The following is a 15,581-nucleotide window of genomic DNA, read 5'->3' on the forward strand; positions in this document are numbered from 1 at the left end:
GGGGAGGTGGTATTACCCAGCACCTCGAGGTTCAGGGGGTGAGTGCCTCCTCCGCCCGATGGCAGGCGACTGTGCGGCCGGCGACCTCGCGCGGCTCCGGGCGTTCGGCCGCGCACCGGTCCACGGCCAGCGGACAGCGGAGGCGGAACGGGCAGCCGTCCGGGGCGGCGGGGCCCGTGCCGGCCGCGGGTGCCGGGGGTGACCCGCCCAGCCGGGGTACGGCGGCGCGCAACGCGGCCGTGTAGGGGTGCGCCGGGCGGGTGAGCAGCGTTCTGGTCGGGCCCGATTCCACGATCCGCCCGGCGAACATCACGTGCGACGTACGGCACAGCCGGTGCACCACGGCCAGGTTGTGCGTGATCAGCAGGTAGCTCAGGTCGCGTTCGGCGGCCAGCGATTCGAGCAGGTCGAGAACGCGGGCCTGGACCGTGACGTCCAGCGCGCTGGTCGGCTCGTCGAGGATCAACGTGGTCGGCTCCACGGCCAGCGCCCTGGCGATGATCACACGTTGCCGCTGTCCGCCGGAGAGTTCGTGCGGGCGCCGCTGCGCCAGCGCTGGGTCGAGGCCCACCGCGTCGAGCAGTTCGGCGATCCGGTCGGGCTTGCGATGGATGCGCAACGCCTCCCTGAGGGACGCGGCAACCCGCATCCTCGGGTTCAGCGCCTCGCTGCCGTCCTGGAAGACCGGCTGCACCGCGCCGCGGAAGCCGATCCGGTCCATCGCGGCCAAGTCCCGCCCGCCGTAGGTCACCCCGCCGGACATGGGTGGGAGCAGGCCGAGCAGGGCCCTGGCCACGGTGGTCTTGCCTGAGCCGCTCTCGCCGATCAGGCCGACGCCGCCCGCCGTGACGTCCAGGGTGACGCCGTGGACGACCGCGGCGCCGCCGTACCCCAGGGTGAGGTTGTCAGCCTTGAGCATGGTCGGCCTCCTCGGGCAGCGCGGGGATCGCGGCGATGAGTTCACGCGTGTACGGCGAGGCCGGAGCGGTGAACACCTCCGCGGCCGGGCCCGACTCGACGACCCGGCCCTGTTTCATGACCGTGACGTGGTCGGCGATCGCGGAAACCAGGGCGAGGTCGTGCGAAACGAGCAGCACGGTCAGGCCGCGCTCGTCGTGCAGGCGGCGCAGCACGTTCACCACCTCGGCCTGGACGGTGACGTCGAGCGCGCTGGTCGGCTCGTCGGCCAGGATGACCTCGGCACCGAGGGCGAGCGCGACCGCGAGAGCGAATCGCTGGGCCTGCCCTCCGGACACCTCATGGGGATAGCGCCGCAGCACCGACGCGTCGAGCATCACGTCGCGCAACGCCCCAGCGATGCGTTCCTCCGCCGCCATGCCCTTGATCCCGTGCTTGGCGAGAGTACGGCGGAGCATGGCGCCCAGGCGCATGGTCGGGGTGAAGGCCCCCTGCGGGCTCTGCATGACCAGGGCGATCTTCGAACCGCGCAGGCCGTCGGCGCCGTTCTTGGTCACGTCGACCCCGCAGGCCGTGATCGAACCGCTGACCTCGGCGTGGTCAAGCAGGCCGAGGACGGCCATGAGCGTGGTGGTCTTGCCGGAACCGCTCTCCCCGACGATCGCCGCGCAGGTCCCGGCGGCGACGTCCAGCGCGGGCACCGCCGCGATCACCTGGTCGCCGATCCTGACCTCCAGGTTCCTGATCTGGATCATCGCGTCCTCTTCCTGTGCGGATCGAGTGCGTCCCGCATCCCCTCACCGAGCACGTTGAACGCGAACGCGGTGACCAGGATGGCCAGGCCAGGGAAGGTCACCACCCACCAGTTCGTGGTGAACAGGGCCTGCCCTTGCTCGATCATCAGCCCCCACTCGGCCGTCGGCTCCTGCGCGCCCAGGCCCAGATAGGACAGCGCCGCCGCGGTCAGGATGACCCCACCCGCGTCCAGCGAGAGCTGGACGAGCACGGGCGTGAGCGAATTGGGCAGCACGTGGCGCACGACGATGCTCGGCGTGCCCACGCCCAGGCAGCGGGCCGCGTCCACGAACCCGCGTGCGGCCACGGACTGGGCCACGGACGCGGTGAGCCGGGCGTACCACGGCCACCAGGTGGCGGCGATCGCGATCACCACCGTGTTGACGCTCGGCTGCAGCACCACGGCGGTGGCCAGGGCCAGCAGCAGCGCGGGAAAGGCCAGGAAGATGTCGGTCACCCGCATGATCACGTCCCGGAGCCAGCCCGCCGAGTAACCGGCGACGACGCCCAGAGTGACACCCACCAGCGCGGACAGGACGAGCACGGCGACCGCGACGAAGAGGGAGGTACGCGCGCCGTACACCACCCGGGTGAGGATGTCCCGGCCGACCTGGTCGGTGCCGAACCAGTGCTCGCCGCTCGGCGGCAGCAAGCTCTGTGCGGGGTGCGGTTCGGCGGATACCAGGAGCAGCGGCCCGATCACGGCCGTGAGCACGACGACCACCAGAAGCCCCGCCCCGACGCGCGCCAGGAGGTCCAGGCGGGGGTTCCGGGTGCGGCGGAGAAAGGGCAGGCGGGGGTTCCGGGTGCGGCGGAAAAAGACACTGCGCGTCATCGTCGCCTCACTCTCGGGTCGATCACGCCTTGGAGCAGGTCCACGATGAGGTTGGCGAGCACGTAGAGCAACGCGACCAGCAGGGTGACGCCGGCGATGGCCGGGATGTCCAGGCTGCGGATCGAGTCGGCCGCGTACCGGCCGAGGCCGGGCCAGTTGAAGATCGCCTCGACCAGGAACCCGTTGACGATCGAGTAGGCGAACACCAGGGCCACCAGCGACAGCAGCGGGTTCAGCACCGGGCGGAGCGAGAAACGGGTGAGCACCTCCGTCTGGCTGAACCCCAGCGCCCTGGCCATCCTGGCGTGGTCCTGGCCGGATTCCTCGATCAGAGCCGCCCTGGTGAGCTGGGCGACCACGCCCGCCGGGTAGGCGGCCACGACCAGAGAGGGCAGGACCAGGTGGTGCAGCGTGCTGGTCAGGATCGGCCAGTTCCCGGTGATCAGCGCGTCAACGGCGGTGATGTTCGTGTAGACCGTGAGCGGGCTGACGGTGTCGAGCGTGCTGTCGTACTCGCCGGCGACCGGGAACCAGCGCAGCCCGCTGGCGAACACGGTCTGGACGGCGAGCGCCAACCAGAAGACCGGGACGGACACGGCCAACATCGTGCTCAGCCGTACCGAGAAATCCTGAAATTTCGCGCGGTACCGGGCGGCGGCGATGCCCAGCGGGATGCCCACCACGATCGCGACGAGCAACGCGGCGCCCACCAGCTCCAGCGAGGCGGGGAAGGCCAGCGCCAGGTCGTCGGCCACCGGCTGCCGGGTGTGCAGGCTGGTGCCCAGGTCGCCGGTCAGCAGGTCCCGGGCGTAGGTCACCAGCTGCATCCAGAGCGGGTCGTCGAGGCCGAACCGCTGACGCGCGGCGGCCAGCTCGGTGGCGCTGGCCTTGGGCCCGGCGAAGGCGACGGCCGGGTCGCCGGGCAGCAGCCGCGTGATCACGAAAGTGAGCGCGACCACGCCGGCCACGACCAGGAACGCCTGCCCGAGCCGGCGGATCAGATGGCGCAACACGCTACTTGCCCGGCTTCAGGTCGTAGGCGAACACGACGCTCGGGTAGGCCGGGTTGTCCACGTAGCCGCTGACACCGGCGGCGTAGGCCCTGCGGTAGCGCTGGACGTACGGCACGGCCACCGCTGCCTGCTCCTGGATGATCTGCTTCTGCAGGGTCGCGTACGCCGTCTCGGCCTTGGCCCTGTCGGTCGCGGCCAGGCCGGGCAGCGCGTCGATCTCCTTGTCGATCGCGTCGTCCTTCAGGTAGGACAGGTTGAACGACGGCGGGTCCATGCCGCGGAAGACGTTGAGGAACCAGGAGTAGGCGTCGGCGTAGTCCGGATACCAGTACATGACGAACAGGTCCTGCCGCTTCTTGCCCTTGCCCTGGTCCCACTGGGCGTTCCAGGACAGCGGGGTCGCGTCGAGCCGCACGTCGAGCTTGGCCAGCGCCGAGGTCAGCAGTGTGGTGAGCAACTGCTGGTCGCTGTCGCCCTGGGCATAGGTCATGGTCAGCGTCAGCTGCTTGCCGCCGGGTCCGTACCCCGCCTCCTTCAGCAGCGCCTCCGCCCCGGCCAGGTCCTGCTCGGGCGTCATGTCGGCCGCGTGGCCGAGCAGGCCCTCGGGCACCAGCCCGCTCGCCGGCGCGACCGCGCCCTTGGCGGCCGCGATCAGCCCGTCGTAGTCGATGGCCTTCTGCAGCGCCCTGCGCACCTTGACGTCCATGGTGCCGGTGTTGAACAGGACGAGCAGGTTCTGGAACGACGGCGTCTCGGAGGTCTGCAGCCCGGCCGCTTTGGCCTGGTCGAACAGCTGCGGGCCGAGCCGTTCCGCGTAGGTGACCTCGCCGCGCTGGAGCAGCTGCCAGGTGGTGGTCTCCTCCGGGCTCACCCGGAACCGCATCGTCTTGTAGTGCGGGCCGTCCCAGCCGCCCCAGTAACCGTCGAACACCGTCAGCGTCAGCTCGACCTCGCGCCCCTTCTGCCAGTCGCCGATGACATAGGGGCCGGTGCCGCCGTCCTGCTTGCCGCCTGCCAGGTCGGCCGCCGTGTCGTAGATGTACGCCCCGTAGCCCGAGGAGGCGATCACGTCCAGCGGAGCCGCCTGGGACAGGGTGAACTCCACCGTGGTCGCGTCCACGGCCTTGATCGACTTGACCGCGTCCCAGATGTAGGCGGCGTACCCCTTCTTCTTCCTGGTCCGCTCGATGGCCGCCTTGACCGCCTCGGCGTCCATGGCCTTGCCGGTGTGGAACTTCACGCCCTCGCGGAGCTTGAAGGTCCACTTCCTGCCGTCCGCGTCGGTGGTCCACGACGTCGCCAGCCGCGGTTCGACCTTCTTCGTCGCCGGGTTGTACTTGGTCAGCGTCTCGTAGATGTTCTGCAGGGCGATGATCTCGTTGGACGAGGAGGCGGCCGGATCCCACTCGGTGATCACGTCCAGATTGGACGCGTACACGAACGCGGTGTCGCCGGCCTGCGACGTCGGCTGATGCGTCTGCGCGCCGCGCACCTTCCCGCCGCCGCAGGCCGAGATCGCCAGCCCCGCGGCGAGCAGCGCCGCCACGGCCCGGGTTGTCCTGCGCATTGGACCTCCTAGAGTTCTCCCAGCGGCCCGGCCGCCTTGATCTGGACCCGCAGCGCGGGCTCCGGCAGGTAACTCAGCGGGATCTCGGTGATCTCCACGATCTCCACTGCCGAGGGGGCGGCGCCTGCCTGCACCGCACGGTTGCGCGCGGTCTCCGACGCCTCGTCGATCGCTTCCCTGCGGCCGGGTCCGGCCGGGACGATCGTCTCGATCGAGCCGCTGACCAGGGCGATCGCGGCTCCCACGGCGTTGGCCACGTTGCCGTGGGCCGGCCGTACGACCTCGCTCACGCCCGGCACCTCGTCGGGGACGAGGAAGGCACCGCCGCCCACCACGACCAGCGGCAGGTCGGTCTTGCCGAGCGACATCCGGTCGACCGCGTCGGCGATCTGCTCGTCGGTCAGCCGCAGCGCCGCCGCCAGCCCGGCCGGAGGTTTCACCGACCCCAAGGAGGTACGGCCGGCCGCCACGGCCGCGTCCGTCAGCGTCGGGGTGTCGCCGCCGAAGACCAGCGCCTCGGTGGTGATCCGGTAACCGACCGAAGCGCCGGAACCGAGGATCGTGCCGCCGCCGAGGGCGAGGGCGAGGATGTCCGGCATCCGGAAGTTCGTCCGCACGCCGCCGATCTCCACCCCGGCGGACGACACTCGCGGGAACCCGTTGACCAGCACGCCGAGGTCGGTAGACGTGCCGCCCACGTCGGCCACGATCGCGTCACCCAGATCCGACAGGTAGGCCGCCCCCCTGATCGAGTTGGCCGGTCCGGATCCGATGGTGAGCACCGGGTAGCGGGCCGCGTAGTCGACGGTCATCAGGGTGCCGTCGTTCTGCGCGAAGTAGCGGTTGACGTCCAGGCCGTAGGAGTCAAGGACGTCTCGCAGCGCGTCGTGGACGTGCGCGGCCACCTGGTAGAGGGCGGCGTTCAGCACCGTGGCGTTCTCGCGTTCGAGCAGGCCAAGCGCGCCGATCTCGTGGCTGAGCGACACCGCGACCTGCGGCCCGAGCTCCTCGGCGGTGATCTCCGCGGCGCGCAGTTCCTGGTCGGGGGCGGCCGGGCTGAACACCGAGGTGAACGCGACCGCGTCGGCGTGCCCGGCGACCGTGGCGAGGAAGCGGCGCAGCCCCTCCTCGTCCAGCGGGGCGATCTTCCTGCCGTCCACGTAGCTGCCGCCACCCAGCACCGCGGTGCGCACCACGGTGGCCTCCCGCAGGTCGGCGGGCCAGGATTCGAGCGGGGGCACCGCGGTGGAGGAGGGCGCGGCCAGCCGTACCGCGGCGACCCGGCCGAGCCGGTGGCGCTCCAGGATCGCGTTGGTGGCGTGGGTGGTGCCGAGCATGACCCAGCCCACCCGGTCGCGGTCCGCGCCCAGGCTGTCGAGCACCTGCTTGATCGCCGCGCGCATCCCGGTGGTCACGTCCGGGGTGGTCGGCTGCTTGGTGCTGGCGATGATCCGGTTGGCTCCGTCGAGGACGACGGCGTCGGTGTTGGTGCCCCCCACGTCCACGCCGATTCGCAGGTCACACGTGCTCACGGTCGCGCTCCCTTCTCGCCCTGCGCGGCTACCGGGCTCGCCGCTTCGCCGCACTCCTCCACGGGGATGTAGTCGATGTCGTAACCGAAGGCCGCCGGGCCCGCCGTACGCAGGCCGGCCGAGGTGCGCCAGAGCGGCGCGCACGGCCAGGCCAGGACCATCACCCGCATGCCGTAGCGGAGGGATTCGGTGGAGATGGCCTCGGCGGTCTGGTTGTCCACGATCGAGATCAGGTCCGGCACGCTGGCCCTGACCCTGCCGTCCTCCAGCGCGACCAGGTTCTCGTTCTGGATCTCGATGCGGAGCAGACGGCCCTTGCACTCGCCGATGCCCTCGATGACCACGCTGCCGCGAACGAACCCGCCGCCGGTGCGCCGCTCGATGTCGACGAGCTTGCCGGTGATCAGGCTGACCGCGCCCAATTCCGCGCGGAGGGCCTCGACCGGGTCGGCCGCACCCTCCACGGCCCGGCCGAGCGCGATGGCCCGGCTGGGGGTGCCCTCGATCACCGCGCCGCGCATCTCCCCGGCGGTGAGGACGTAGTCGGCCATGATCGCCGTGCTGCCCATGGCCACGCACACGGCGCGGGCCAGCGCTTCGGACCACAGCCCGTCCACCGGGCGTAGCGTGGCGACGTTGCCCTGCACGTCCGCCATGACGACCAGCCCTGGGTCGCGGCCCGCGACGTACATGGACACCATCTGAACCTCGGGGAAGGCCCGGCCCATCCCGTCGGCGTCGAGCAGCGGCAGGCCGAGGGAGGCGGCCAGGGCCACCGGTTCCACGCCGTTGCCGCCGCCGATCTCCGAGGCCATCACCGCGACGACCGGCTTGCCGAGTGTTTGCTCCACGGTGTCGCGGATGAGTGCGGCCTCCCGGCCGCTGGGCAGCATCTCGCCCGACACCGTGGGCGCGCCTATCGCGCCGAGCGGCAGCACCAGGCCGTCCTGCGGCAGCTCATCGAGCGTGACCAGCGGGACGTCGCCGTGCTCGCGGAGCGCGGCGCTCGCCGAGAGCGCGGCGGAGGTGACTCCGCCGCCGCCACCGGTGCCGAGAATCGCGCAACCGAACGTGAGATGAGGGATGTCGGCGGGGGTCACCCGCTTCCGGTCGTGCATGGCGACCAGCATGCTCGGAGCTTGACGGCCGGACATAGTCTGCAGCGCACAACATTTCGGCGTTCGATGTGATGAGCGCATAAGCTCCCGTCCATGGAGCGCATCGCCGATCTCCTCGAGAGCGAACACCTCGGCCTGCGGTTGCTGGCCGGTCCCGAGCGCGGGCCCTCGATCGTCGCGGTGACCGCGCTCGACGCGCTGTCCGCGATCCGGTACGCCCAGCCGGGCTCCTGCGTCGTGGTGTCCAACCGGCTCACCGCCCGGGCCCTGCCGTACCAGCTCGACATCGCGGTACGGCACGCGGCGCAGCGCGGGATCGCGGCCCTGGTGCTGATCGGCGCGACCGCCCTGCCGATCACGACCTGCATGCTGGCCGACCGGGCGGGGCTGTCGGTCCTCGGCATCCCGGGCGAGCGCGACGTCGCCGACGTACTCCTGCAGATCGATCGGATCATCCGCAGCGGCGCCGCGGAGTCCCTGGCCAGGGCGCTGCAGGCGATGGCCGTCGCCGCGGAGGCGGAGGAGTCGGGCGACCTGGAACGCCTGCTCCGCGACGTGGGCGCCGTCCTCGCGGCCGACCTGCGCCTGGACGGGGAGCAGGTCACCGCCTCGGCGGACGACGACGCGGTGCGCCTGGTTCTCCCCGCGGTGGACGCCGCCGTGACCAGGATGCGGGCCGCGTCCCTGGCCAGGGAGCTGGCCCCCGGTCAGATGCGTTCCGACCTGCTCATCGAACTCGTCGTCGCGGACCGCGCCCAGGCGAGCCGGCTGGCCGAACGCGCGCGCATCCTCGGCCTGCCTGTGGACGGCCGGCACATCGCCCTCTGGATCGACGCCCACGTGGACGACCTGGTCGAGCGGCGCGGCCTGCTGGACGCGATCAGCATGCGGGTGCTGCGCAACCCCCGTACCTCCGCCGGCTACTGGAACGTCGCTTCGGTCGAGGACGCGCTGCTGGTCACCTGCACCTCGACGGCGAACGTGGCCGACGGTGCGCTCGCCCGCGCCGCCGACGACCTCGCCCGCGTCCTGCGCGAACGCCATCCCGGCCGACCACTGCACTGCGGTGTCGGTACGGCGCAGCCCGGCCTGCCCGGGTTGCGCACTTCCGTGGCCGAGGCCAGGGCGGCCTGTGCCACCGCGGTCGCCAAACACACCGCGGTCGCCCACTTCGACGCCACCGGCATCCAGCGCGTCCTCGCCGAGGTGGCCGCCTCACCGATCAGCCGCAAGGTGGTCGACGACCTGCTCCGCCCGCTGGACGAACTCGGTGAGGACCAGGGACGGCAGGCCGTCGCCACCCTGGCCGCCTTCCTCGACTGCGGCCGCTCGCCCCGGCTCGCCGCCACCCGGCTCAATCTGCACTTCAACGCCGTGTCCTACCGGATCAGGAAGATCGTCGCCATCCTCGACGCCGACCTCGACGACCCCGACACCCGCTTCGCCCTGCACCTGGCCTGCCGTCTCCGCCTCACCGCGCCGTGGTGAAGACGCGCTGGTCCGTCATACGTTCGCCGACTGGCGCGGTGCCAGCCAGTCGGCGATGTCGGCGATCACGACCTCATCGACGTGCTGGGGCTTGTCGTAGTCCGTGGGCGTGGACGGGCCGGAGCCGGGGAAGAACAGGTGGTCGTCGGCGTCGTAGACGCGGATGGTGACGTCCGTACGGTGGGCGAGGCCCGCCTGCCAGCCCGCGAGGTCGTCGGCGACGGTCACCTGGTAGTCGCGGCCGCCCTGCAGGATGAGCATCGGCTTGTCCAGCGCGGTCGCGGTTGCGACCGGGTCGTAGCCGCGCAGGTCCAGCCAGTACGCCCCGGAGTAGCCGAACGGCAGCTCCGCGGCGGGTGTCTCAGCCGACAGGTGTGGGCTGTCGACAAGTGCGGCCTGCCGCGTGATCGTCTCGACCGCGGCCTGCGCGCCGGGATCGAGCGAGGCGAGGTGGCGGACGACGCGGACGGCGGCCTGGTGCATGGGTTGGGTGTCAGCGGCCAAGAGCACCAGTCCTGCCACCGACGGCTCGGCGGCGGCGACCCTCGGGGCCACCTTGCCGCCCATGCTGTGGCCCGCGACATACACACGCGCGGCGTTGACGGCCGGGTGGCGCTGGAGCAGGGAGACGGCCGCGACGGCGTGCGGGACGTACTCGTCGCTCATGGTGAAGTCCGGGATCGCCGCCACCTGTCCGGAGTGGGCGTGGGTCACCTTGTCGAACCGGAGCACTGCCACGCCGCGGCCGGCCAGTCCCCAGGCCAGGTCCTTGAGGGGCTTGTTGGGGCCACTGGTGGCGTCCCGGTCGAACGGCCCGCCGCCGCTGAGCAGCACCACTCCGGGCCACGGACCGTGCCCGCGCGGCAGGCTCAACGTTCCGGGTACGGCCAGCGCGCCGGAGCCCACGGTGACCTCATGCTCGTCGAACCTCTTGCGGCGGACGTACGACGGCGGCGCCCATGGCTCGGTGAGCGCGGGCGCGAGCTGCAGGCCCTGCAGCAGGCCGGTCTCGTCGACCGACATGACCACCGTCAGCCCGCCACGCTCGTACGTCACCGGGACGCTCACCTTGACCAGCTCCGCCTTCCCCGATGCGGTCACCCAGCTTTCGGGGGCCGGCTCGCTGATCGGCGTCCCGACCGCGGAGATCGCCCCGATCCTGGAGAGCTGACTTTCCCAGGCGACTTGCAGCGTCTCAGCGGAGGCCACCGCTCGCAGCGGCGGGGCGAACAATGTCTCGATGTCCGCGAAGCGTCCACTCCGCGCCATCTCGACGACCGCCGTGGCGATCGCCGCCGGATCCGTTCCTCTGGTCATCCCGACACCAACCTTTCTACTATTTGGCGAACGGTAGCACAGCATGAGAATGTTGCATCGTGGACACTTTGGAGCTACTGGCGCATCCGGTGCGGCTGCGGATCGTGCATGCGATGCGCGGAGAGCGCGAACTCACCACCGGCCAGCTATGCGCGCGGATCCCCGACACTTCGAAGGCCATGGTCTATCGGCACGTCGACCTGCTCGCGGCCGGTGGAATCCTGGAAGTGGCGGGCGAGAGGCGGGTGCGCGGCGCGGTGGAGCGCCGCTACCGGCTACGCCACGACCGAGCCGTGCTCGACGCCGACGTGCTCGCGGCCATGACGCCCGACGACCACCGGCGCGTCTTCGCTACCTCGATGGCCGTCATGGTCACTGAATTCAACGCCTACCTCGACCGCGAGGATGCCGACCCGGTTGCGGATCTCGTCGGCTACCGGCAGCACGCCGTCTGGCTCACCCGCGGCGAGCTGGAAGAGATGATCGGCGAGTTCCGGCGCGTGATCCTGCCCCTGTTGACCAACCAGCCAACGCCGGACCGCACGCAACACCTGCTCAGCCCGATCTTTTTCCCGGTCGAACAGCCACCCGCCGACTCTGAATCAGGCCCGGATCGTCCTGACCCAAGTACGTGATGATGGACTGTCATCACGTACACGGCCCACCGCTCCAGTACGGCTGGGACTTCACAAGACATACGCGGGCGAATTATCGTCAGAGTCCAGCGATAATAACCGTGTCGTGAGGAGCGCGATGACCGGATTCAACGGGCTGGGGACCCACCTGGGCAATATCGCCCGCCTGTCAGCGGCGCGGACGCGTTCGATCAGTGCCGAGAATCCGACGGGAGCCGCAGGAGGCGGCGCATGTGCGCAGGTCGGCACCCATTCGACCGCCTACGCGGCCCGCGACCTGGGACCGGGCTGGAAGGTGTCGCCGTGCGTCGACCTCCTGGGCGGCGAGGTCCGCGTCATCGCCGACATCGAGGGGCCGGGCGCGATCCAGCACATGTGGATGACCGTGCAGCCCCGTTTCCTGCGGCGGCTGGTATTGCGTTGCCACTGGGACGATGAGGAGTCGCCGTCGGTCGAGGTGCCGTTGGGTGACTTCTTCTGCCAGGGCTGGGCCACCTACTGCCCGGTCAACTCCCTGCCGGTGGTGGTGAACCCGGCGGGCGGTCTCAACAGCTACTGGGAGATGCCGTTCCGGCGCCGGGCCAGGATCACCGTGGAGAATCTCAGCCCCGACCGGATCGACGGTTTCTTCTACCAGATCACCTACGCGCTGACCGAGGTCGACCAGGATGACGCCTATCTGCACGCGCAGTGGCGCAGAAGCGATCCGGTGCCCTTCGGCCGGCCGCACACCATCCTGGACGGGGTGCGCGGCCAGGGGCAGTACGTAGGGACGTACCTGGCGTGGGAATCCCATCACAGCGGCTGGTGGGGCGAGGGGGAGATCAAGTTCTACCTCGACGACGACGGGGAATGGCCCACCATCTGCGGGACGGGTACCGAGGATTACGTCGGCGGCGCCTGGGCCTTCGAGGATCCCCCGGGCGCCTATCAGCCCTACAGCACGCCGTACCTGGGGATGCCGCAGGTCATCAAGCCTGACGGCTTCTACGGCAGCCAGCAACGCTTCGGCCTGTACAGATGGCATGTCCGTGATCCGATCCGGTTCGCCACCGGGCTGCGGGTCACGATCCAGGCGCTGGGATTCCGCAACATGATGGAGGAGAGACTGCGCTACCGGCCGCTGAGCGACGACGTCGCCTCCACCGCCTTCTGGTACCAGAGCCATCCCCACGGCCCGTTCCCCGACCTGCCTGGCCTGGACGGGCTGGACACCGTCTGACGCCGGTGCCGGTCAGCGCCCCGCGCCCAGGGTCATGCCCTCGACCACCCGGCGGCCGAGCAGGCCGTAGACGACCAGCATCGGCAGGACGACGATGACGATCCCGGCGAACAGGCCGCCCCAGTTCGAGGTGTACTGCATCGTGCCGTACAGGCCCAGGAGCGACTGCGGGAGCGTGTACTTGTCGTCGTCGGTGATGAAGACCAGGGCGAGGAGCGTCTCGTTCCACAGGCCGAGCGACGTCATCAGCAGCGCCGTCACCATGCCGGGGCGGGCCAGCGGCAGCATGATCCGGCGGAAGGTCAGCAGCCCGCCCGCCCCGTCGACCGTGGCCGCCTCCTCCAGTTCGGAAGGCAGGGAGCGGAAGAAGCCCGTGAGCAGGAACACCGCGAACGGCAGGGACGTGGCCACGTACAGCAGGTACAGGCTGATCCTGTCGTCCCACCAGCCCACCGCCTCGTACATCGCCGAGCTGATGTGGTGCATGAGGACCCACAGCGGGATGACGATGATCTGCACGGGGATGCCCATCCCCACCGCGAACAGCGTGGTGATCGGGCCGGCCGTACGGACCCTGGTCCTGGCCAGCGCGTAGCCGGCAGGGGCGGCGAGCGCGACGGTGGTGACGGCCGCGGTCGACACCAGCAGCGCCGAGTTGGCGAAGCCGACCCCGAGCGCGGAGCTCGACCAGGCGCCGGCATAGGTGTGGAAGTCCACCGAGGACGGCAGCGCCAGCGGCTTGGAGAAGATCTCGCTGCCGTCGCGGAAGGAGGTGATCGCTACCCACACGAGCAGGCCGGCGTTGACGACGGTCCACAGCGCCAGCAGGGGAATGCCGAGGAGGCGGGTGATGCGCATGGGACTCCTAGAACTCGATCGGGTCGCGGCGCATCACCCGGCGCAGCACGATGACCAGGCCGACGATCAGCAGGACCATCACGACCGCCATCGCCGAGCCCGAGCCCATGTCGTACTGCGGCGTCCGGCCACCGGTGGTCGTCAGGAACTGCTGGATGGTGAGCGTCCTGGCCTGGATGGGGGGCGAGTCGGAGGCGATGCCGACGAAGCCGTAGACGAACTCGAACACCTTGACCGTGTTGATGGTCCACAAAACGGCGGCGACCGAGACGACATCCCAGGTCAGAGGCAGGGTGATGGTCCAGAACTGCCGCCAGGTCCCGGCTCCGTCGAGCTGGCAGGCCTCGTAGAAGTACTTGGGGATCCGGCTCACGCCCGCCATGATGATCATGATGTAGAAGCCGCTCGACACCCAGACGAGCCCGGCCAGCACGCTCTTGTAGAGCATGCCCGGGGCCAGCCAGACCGTCTGCAGCCCCAACAGGGAGTTGACTGGTCCGTTAGGCGACAGGACGAGCCCGAGCGCGATGCCGATCGCGATGGGCGACAGCATGTACGGCACGAACAGCACGCTCTGGATCAGCCGCCTGCGCGGCAGTTCGCGTAGCACCGTGACGACGAAGAACGACAGCGCGAACACCGCCACGCCGGCGACCACGAGGAGCCCGACCGTGTTGAGGAAGGCCCGGTGGAAGACGTCGTCGTGCCAGAGCCTGGCGTAGTTGGACAGGCCCACCCACACCTGGGGGTCGCCCTGGCCACGCCACCTCAGGAAGCTCACGTACACCCCGTAGATCGCCGGCCCGGCGAACAGGGCACAGTAGACGATCAGGGCGGGCGCGACGAACGGCCAGTACAGCTTCCCGCGTCGCCGCACGGCGGGGGAGGCGGCGGACCCGCCGGCCCTGGGACGTGACCGTCCCCGGACCGGCGCGGTTACCAGCTGCATGCTCAGCCGCCGTTCTGGTGGAAGGCGATCGTCTTCTGCTTCAAGGTCTTGATGAACGAGGCCGTGTCGTACCTGCCCTCGAAGAACTCGCCGACCATGGGTTCCCAGATGTCGCTGTTCCAGCGGGCGGCGGCCGCCGAGACGCCGTCGGTGATCTCGGCGTAGGCTGTCGCGCTCTTGTACTCGGCCGCGAAGTCGGTGAGCGGCTCGGGCGCCTTGATGTCGGTCCTCGGGACCATGGTCTCGGCTTCGGTGGTCATCCTGGCGAGCCGTTCCCTGTTCATGAAGAACGTCAGGAACCGTTTGGCCGCCTCGGTGTGGCGAGCCTTGGCGGGTATCCCGAATCCGATCATGCTCGTCTCCATCACCCCGGCCCCCTTGTCGTTCGCAGTGATCGAGGGGAAGGGGAAGGAGCGGTACTCGATCAGTTCCTTGGGATCCTTGCCGGCCTTGGTCAACGAGGCGGTGGTCTCCGAGGGCGCCCAGGTGCCCATCAGCCAGATGTCGGTCTTGCTGGACTGGTCCGCCCAGGCCGACTGCTGGGCGGGAAACTTCGTGCCGGAGAACCCGGCGGGGAAGTAGCCGCCCTTGACCAGTTTCTCGATCGCGCCGACGGCGGCGGGCCAGGCCGTGTCGTCGAAGGCGGCGCCGGTCTTGTCGAGCGCGGCCTTCTTCAGCGTGCCCACGCCGCCCGCCCGCAGCAGCGCCCAGACCAGCCACAGGCCCTCGTAGCCCTTGATGTCGCCGTCCAGCACGACGGGGGTACGGCCGGCGGCCTTCAGCCGGTCGAGCGCCGCGATGAGATCGTCCCAGGTCTTCGGCGGATCAGCCGTGAGCTGGGGGTCGATCTTGCCGTTGAACCAGATCGTGCTGCCGCCGGTGATGTAGGGCACGATCCAGGGCTGCCGGTCTTCGGTCTTGTACGGTTCCACCAGGCTTGCCGGGATCACGGCGGCCACCTTGTCCTTCTCCCCGTCGACGGGGGAGTTGTAGACGTCGGCCAGGCCCTGCAGGCCGTTGATCGGCCCGAGCGTGGCCTCGAGCGCGTCGCTGCCGGAATCGACGAGGTCGGGCGGGTTGCCCGCGTTGAGGCGGGGCGTGACCTGCTGGAGCACCTGACGTCCCGCCCACTGGATGTTCACCTTGATGCCGGTCTTGGCGGTGAACTCGTCGAACGTGGCCTTGAGGACCTTCTGCTGGAGTTCGCCCTGCTTCCACATCGACCAGTAGGTGAACTCCTTTGGCGTGCCGTCCTGGCCCGCCCGGCCGCCGCAGGCGGCGAGGCTGACGCAGAGAGCGAGGACGCTCGCGACGGACATGATCGATCGATTCAT

Annotated in this window: 14 protein-coding genes; 3 read left to right on the plus strand and 11 right to left on the minus strand. The window is 70.1% G+C overall.

Going from position 1 to position 15,581, the window contains the following annotated elements:
• Positions 1-31: 31 nt before the first annotated feature.
• From KIK09_RS30615 to KIK09_RS30645, 7 genes are read right to left on the minus strand one after another with little or no spacing between them, the layout of a single operon-like run.
• On the minus strand, positions 32-919 hold the full coding sequence (locus tag KIK09_RS30615; protein ID WP_214322855.1) for an ABC transporter ATP-binding protein: 888 nt from the start codon (positions 917-919) through the stop codon (positions 32-34).
• Complete coding sequence (locus KIK09_RS30620) at positions 906-1,673, minus strand: ATP-binding cassette domain-containing protein (protein ID WP_214322856.1); 768 nt, start codon at positions 1,671-1,673, stop codon at positions 906-908. The genes KIK09_RS30615 and KIK09_RS30620 overlap by 14 nt, the downstream gene beginning before the upstream one ends.
• Complete coding sequence (locus tag KIK09_RS30625) at positions 1,670-2,548, minus strand: ABC transporter permease (RefSeq protein WP_214322857.1); 879 nt, start codon at positions 2,546-2,548, stop codon at positions 1,670-1,672. The genes KIK09_RS30620 and KIK09_RS30625 overlap by 4 nt, the downstream gene beginning before the upstream one ends.
• A complete protein-coding gene (locus KIK09_RS30630) occupies positions 2,545-3,561 on the minus strand; it encodes an ABC transporter permease (protein WP_214322858.1) in 1,017 nt (338 codons plus the stop codon). Before KIK09_RS30630 ends, KIK09_RS30625 begins: the two co-directional genes overlap by 4 nt.
• A gap of 1 nt (position 3,562) precedes the next feature.
• Positions 3,563-5,128 (minus strand): ABC transporter substrate-binding protein, encoded by a 1,566-nt coding sequence (locus tag KIK09_RS30635; protein WP_214322859.1) that lies wholly within the window; start codon positions 5,126-5,128, stop codon positions 3,563-3,565.
• Positions 5,129-5,136: 8 nt separating this feature from the next.
• The gene (locus KIK09_RS30640; RefSeq protein WP_214322860.1) at positions 5,137-6,660 is read right to left on the minus strand and encodes a hydantoinase/oxoprolinase N-terminal domain-containing protein; all 1,524 of its coding nucleotides are present in this window, start codon (positions 6,658-6,660) and stop codon (positions 5,137-5,139) included.
• Positions 6,657-7,778, minus strand: a complete 1,122-nt coding sequence (locus KIK09_RS30645) for an S-methyl thiohydantoin desulfurase family protein (RefSeq protein ID WP_214322861.1) — start codon at positions 7,776-7,778, stop codon at positions 6,657-6,659. The genes KIK09_RS30640 and KIK09_RS30645 overlap by 4 nt, the downstream gene beginning before the upstream one ends.
• Positions 7,779-7,871: 93 nt before the next feature.
• Here KIK09_RS30645 and KIK09_RS30650 point away from each other — a divergent pair, with 93 nt between their 5' ends.
• A complete protein-coding gene (locus KIK09_RS30650; RefSeq protein WP_214322862.1) occupies positions 7,872-9,266 on the plus strand; it encodes a PucR family transcriptional regulator in 1,395 nt (464 codons plus the stop codon).
• A gap of 15 nt (positions 9,267-9,281) precedes the next feature.
• Here the strand turns inward: KIK09_RS30650 and KIK09_RS30655 are convergent, their stop codons facing one another.
• Positions 9,282-10,583 (minus strand): alpha/beta hydrolase, encoded by a 1,302-nt coding sequence (locus tag KIK09_RS30655; RefSeq protein ID WP_214322863.1) that lies wholly within the window; start codon positions 10,581-10,583, stop codon positions 9,282-9,284.
• A gap of 59 nt (positions 10,584-10,642) precedes the next feature.
• Here KIK09_RS30655 and KIK09_RS30660 point away from each other — a divergent pair, with 59 nt between their 5' ends.
• Together KIK09_RS30660 and KIK09_RS30665 are read left to right on the plus strand one after the other, a co-directional pair.
• Positions 10,643-11,218: a helix-turn-helix domain-containing protein gene (locus tag KIK09_RS30660; RefSeq protein ID WP_308164372.1), complete on the plus strand. Its 576-nt coding sequence runs from the start codon at positions 10,643-10,645 to the stop codon at positions 11,216-11,218.
• Between the two features lie 118 nt (positions 11,219-11,336).
• Positions 11,337-12,440 (plus strand): glycoside hydrolase family 172 protein, encoded by a 1,104-nt coding sequence (locus KIK09_RS30665; RefSeq protein ID WP_214322864.1) that lies wholly within the window; start codon positions 11,337-11,339, stop codon positions 12,438-12,440.
• A 12-nt stretch (positions 12,441-12,452) separates the two neighbouring features.
• Here the strand turns inward: KIK09_RS30665 and KIK09_RS30670 are convergent, their stop codons facing one another.
• The 3 genes from KIK09_RS30670 to KIK09_RS30680 form a co-directional block, all read right to left on the minus strand.
• Entirely contained in the window at positions 12,453-13,298 is an 846-nt protein-coding gene (locus KIK09_RS30670) for a carbohydrate ABC transporter permease (protein WP_214322865.1), read from the minus strand.
• 7 nt (positions 13,299-13,305) lie between these two features.
• A complete protein-coding gene (locus tag KIK09_RS59450) occupies positions 13,306-14,175 on the minus strand; it encodes a carbohydrate ABC transporter permease (protein WP_214322866.1) in 870 nt (289 codons plus the stop codon).
• Between the two features lie 74 nt (positions 14,176-14,249).
• On the minus strand, positions 14,250-15,581 hold the full coding sequence (locus KIK09_RS30680) for an ABC transporter substrate-binding protein (protein WP_214322867.1): 1,332 nt from the start codon (positions 15,579-15,581) through the stop codon (positions 14,250-14,252).

This window comes from Nonomuraea sediminis, from assembly GCF_018531495.1.
Classification (GTDB): Bacteria; Actinomycetota; Actinomycetes; order Streptosporangiales; family Streptosporangiaceae; genus Nonomuraea; species Nonomuraea sediminis.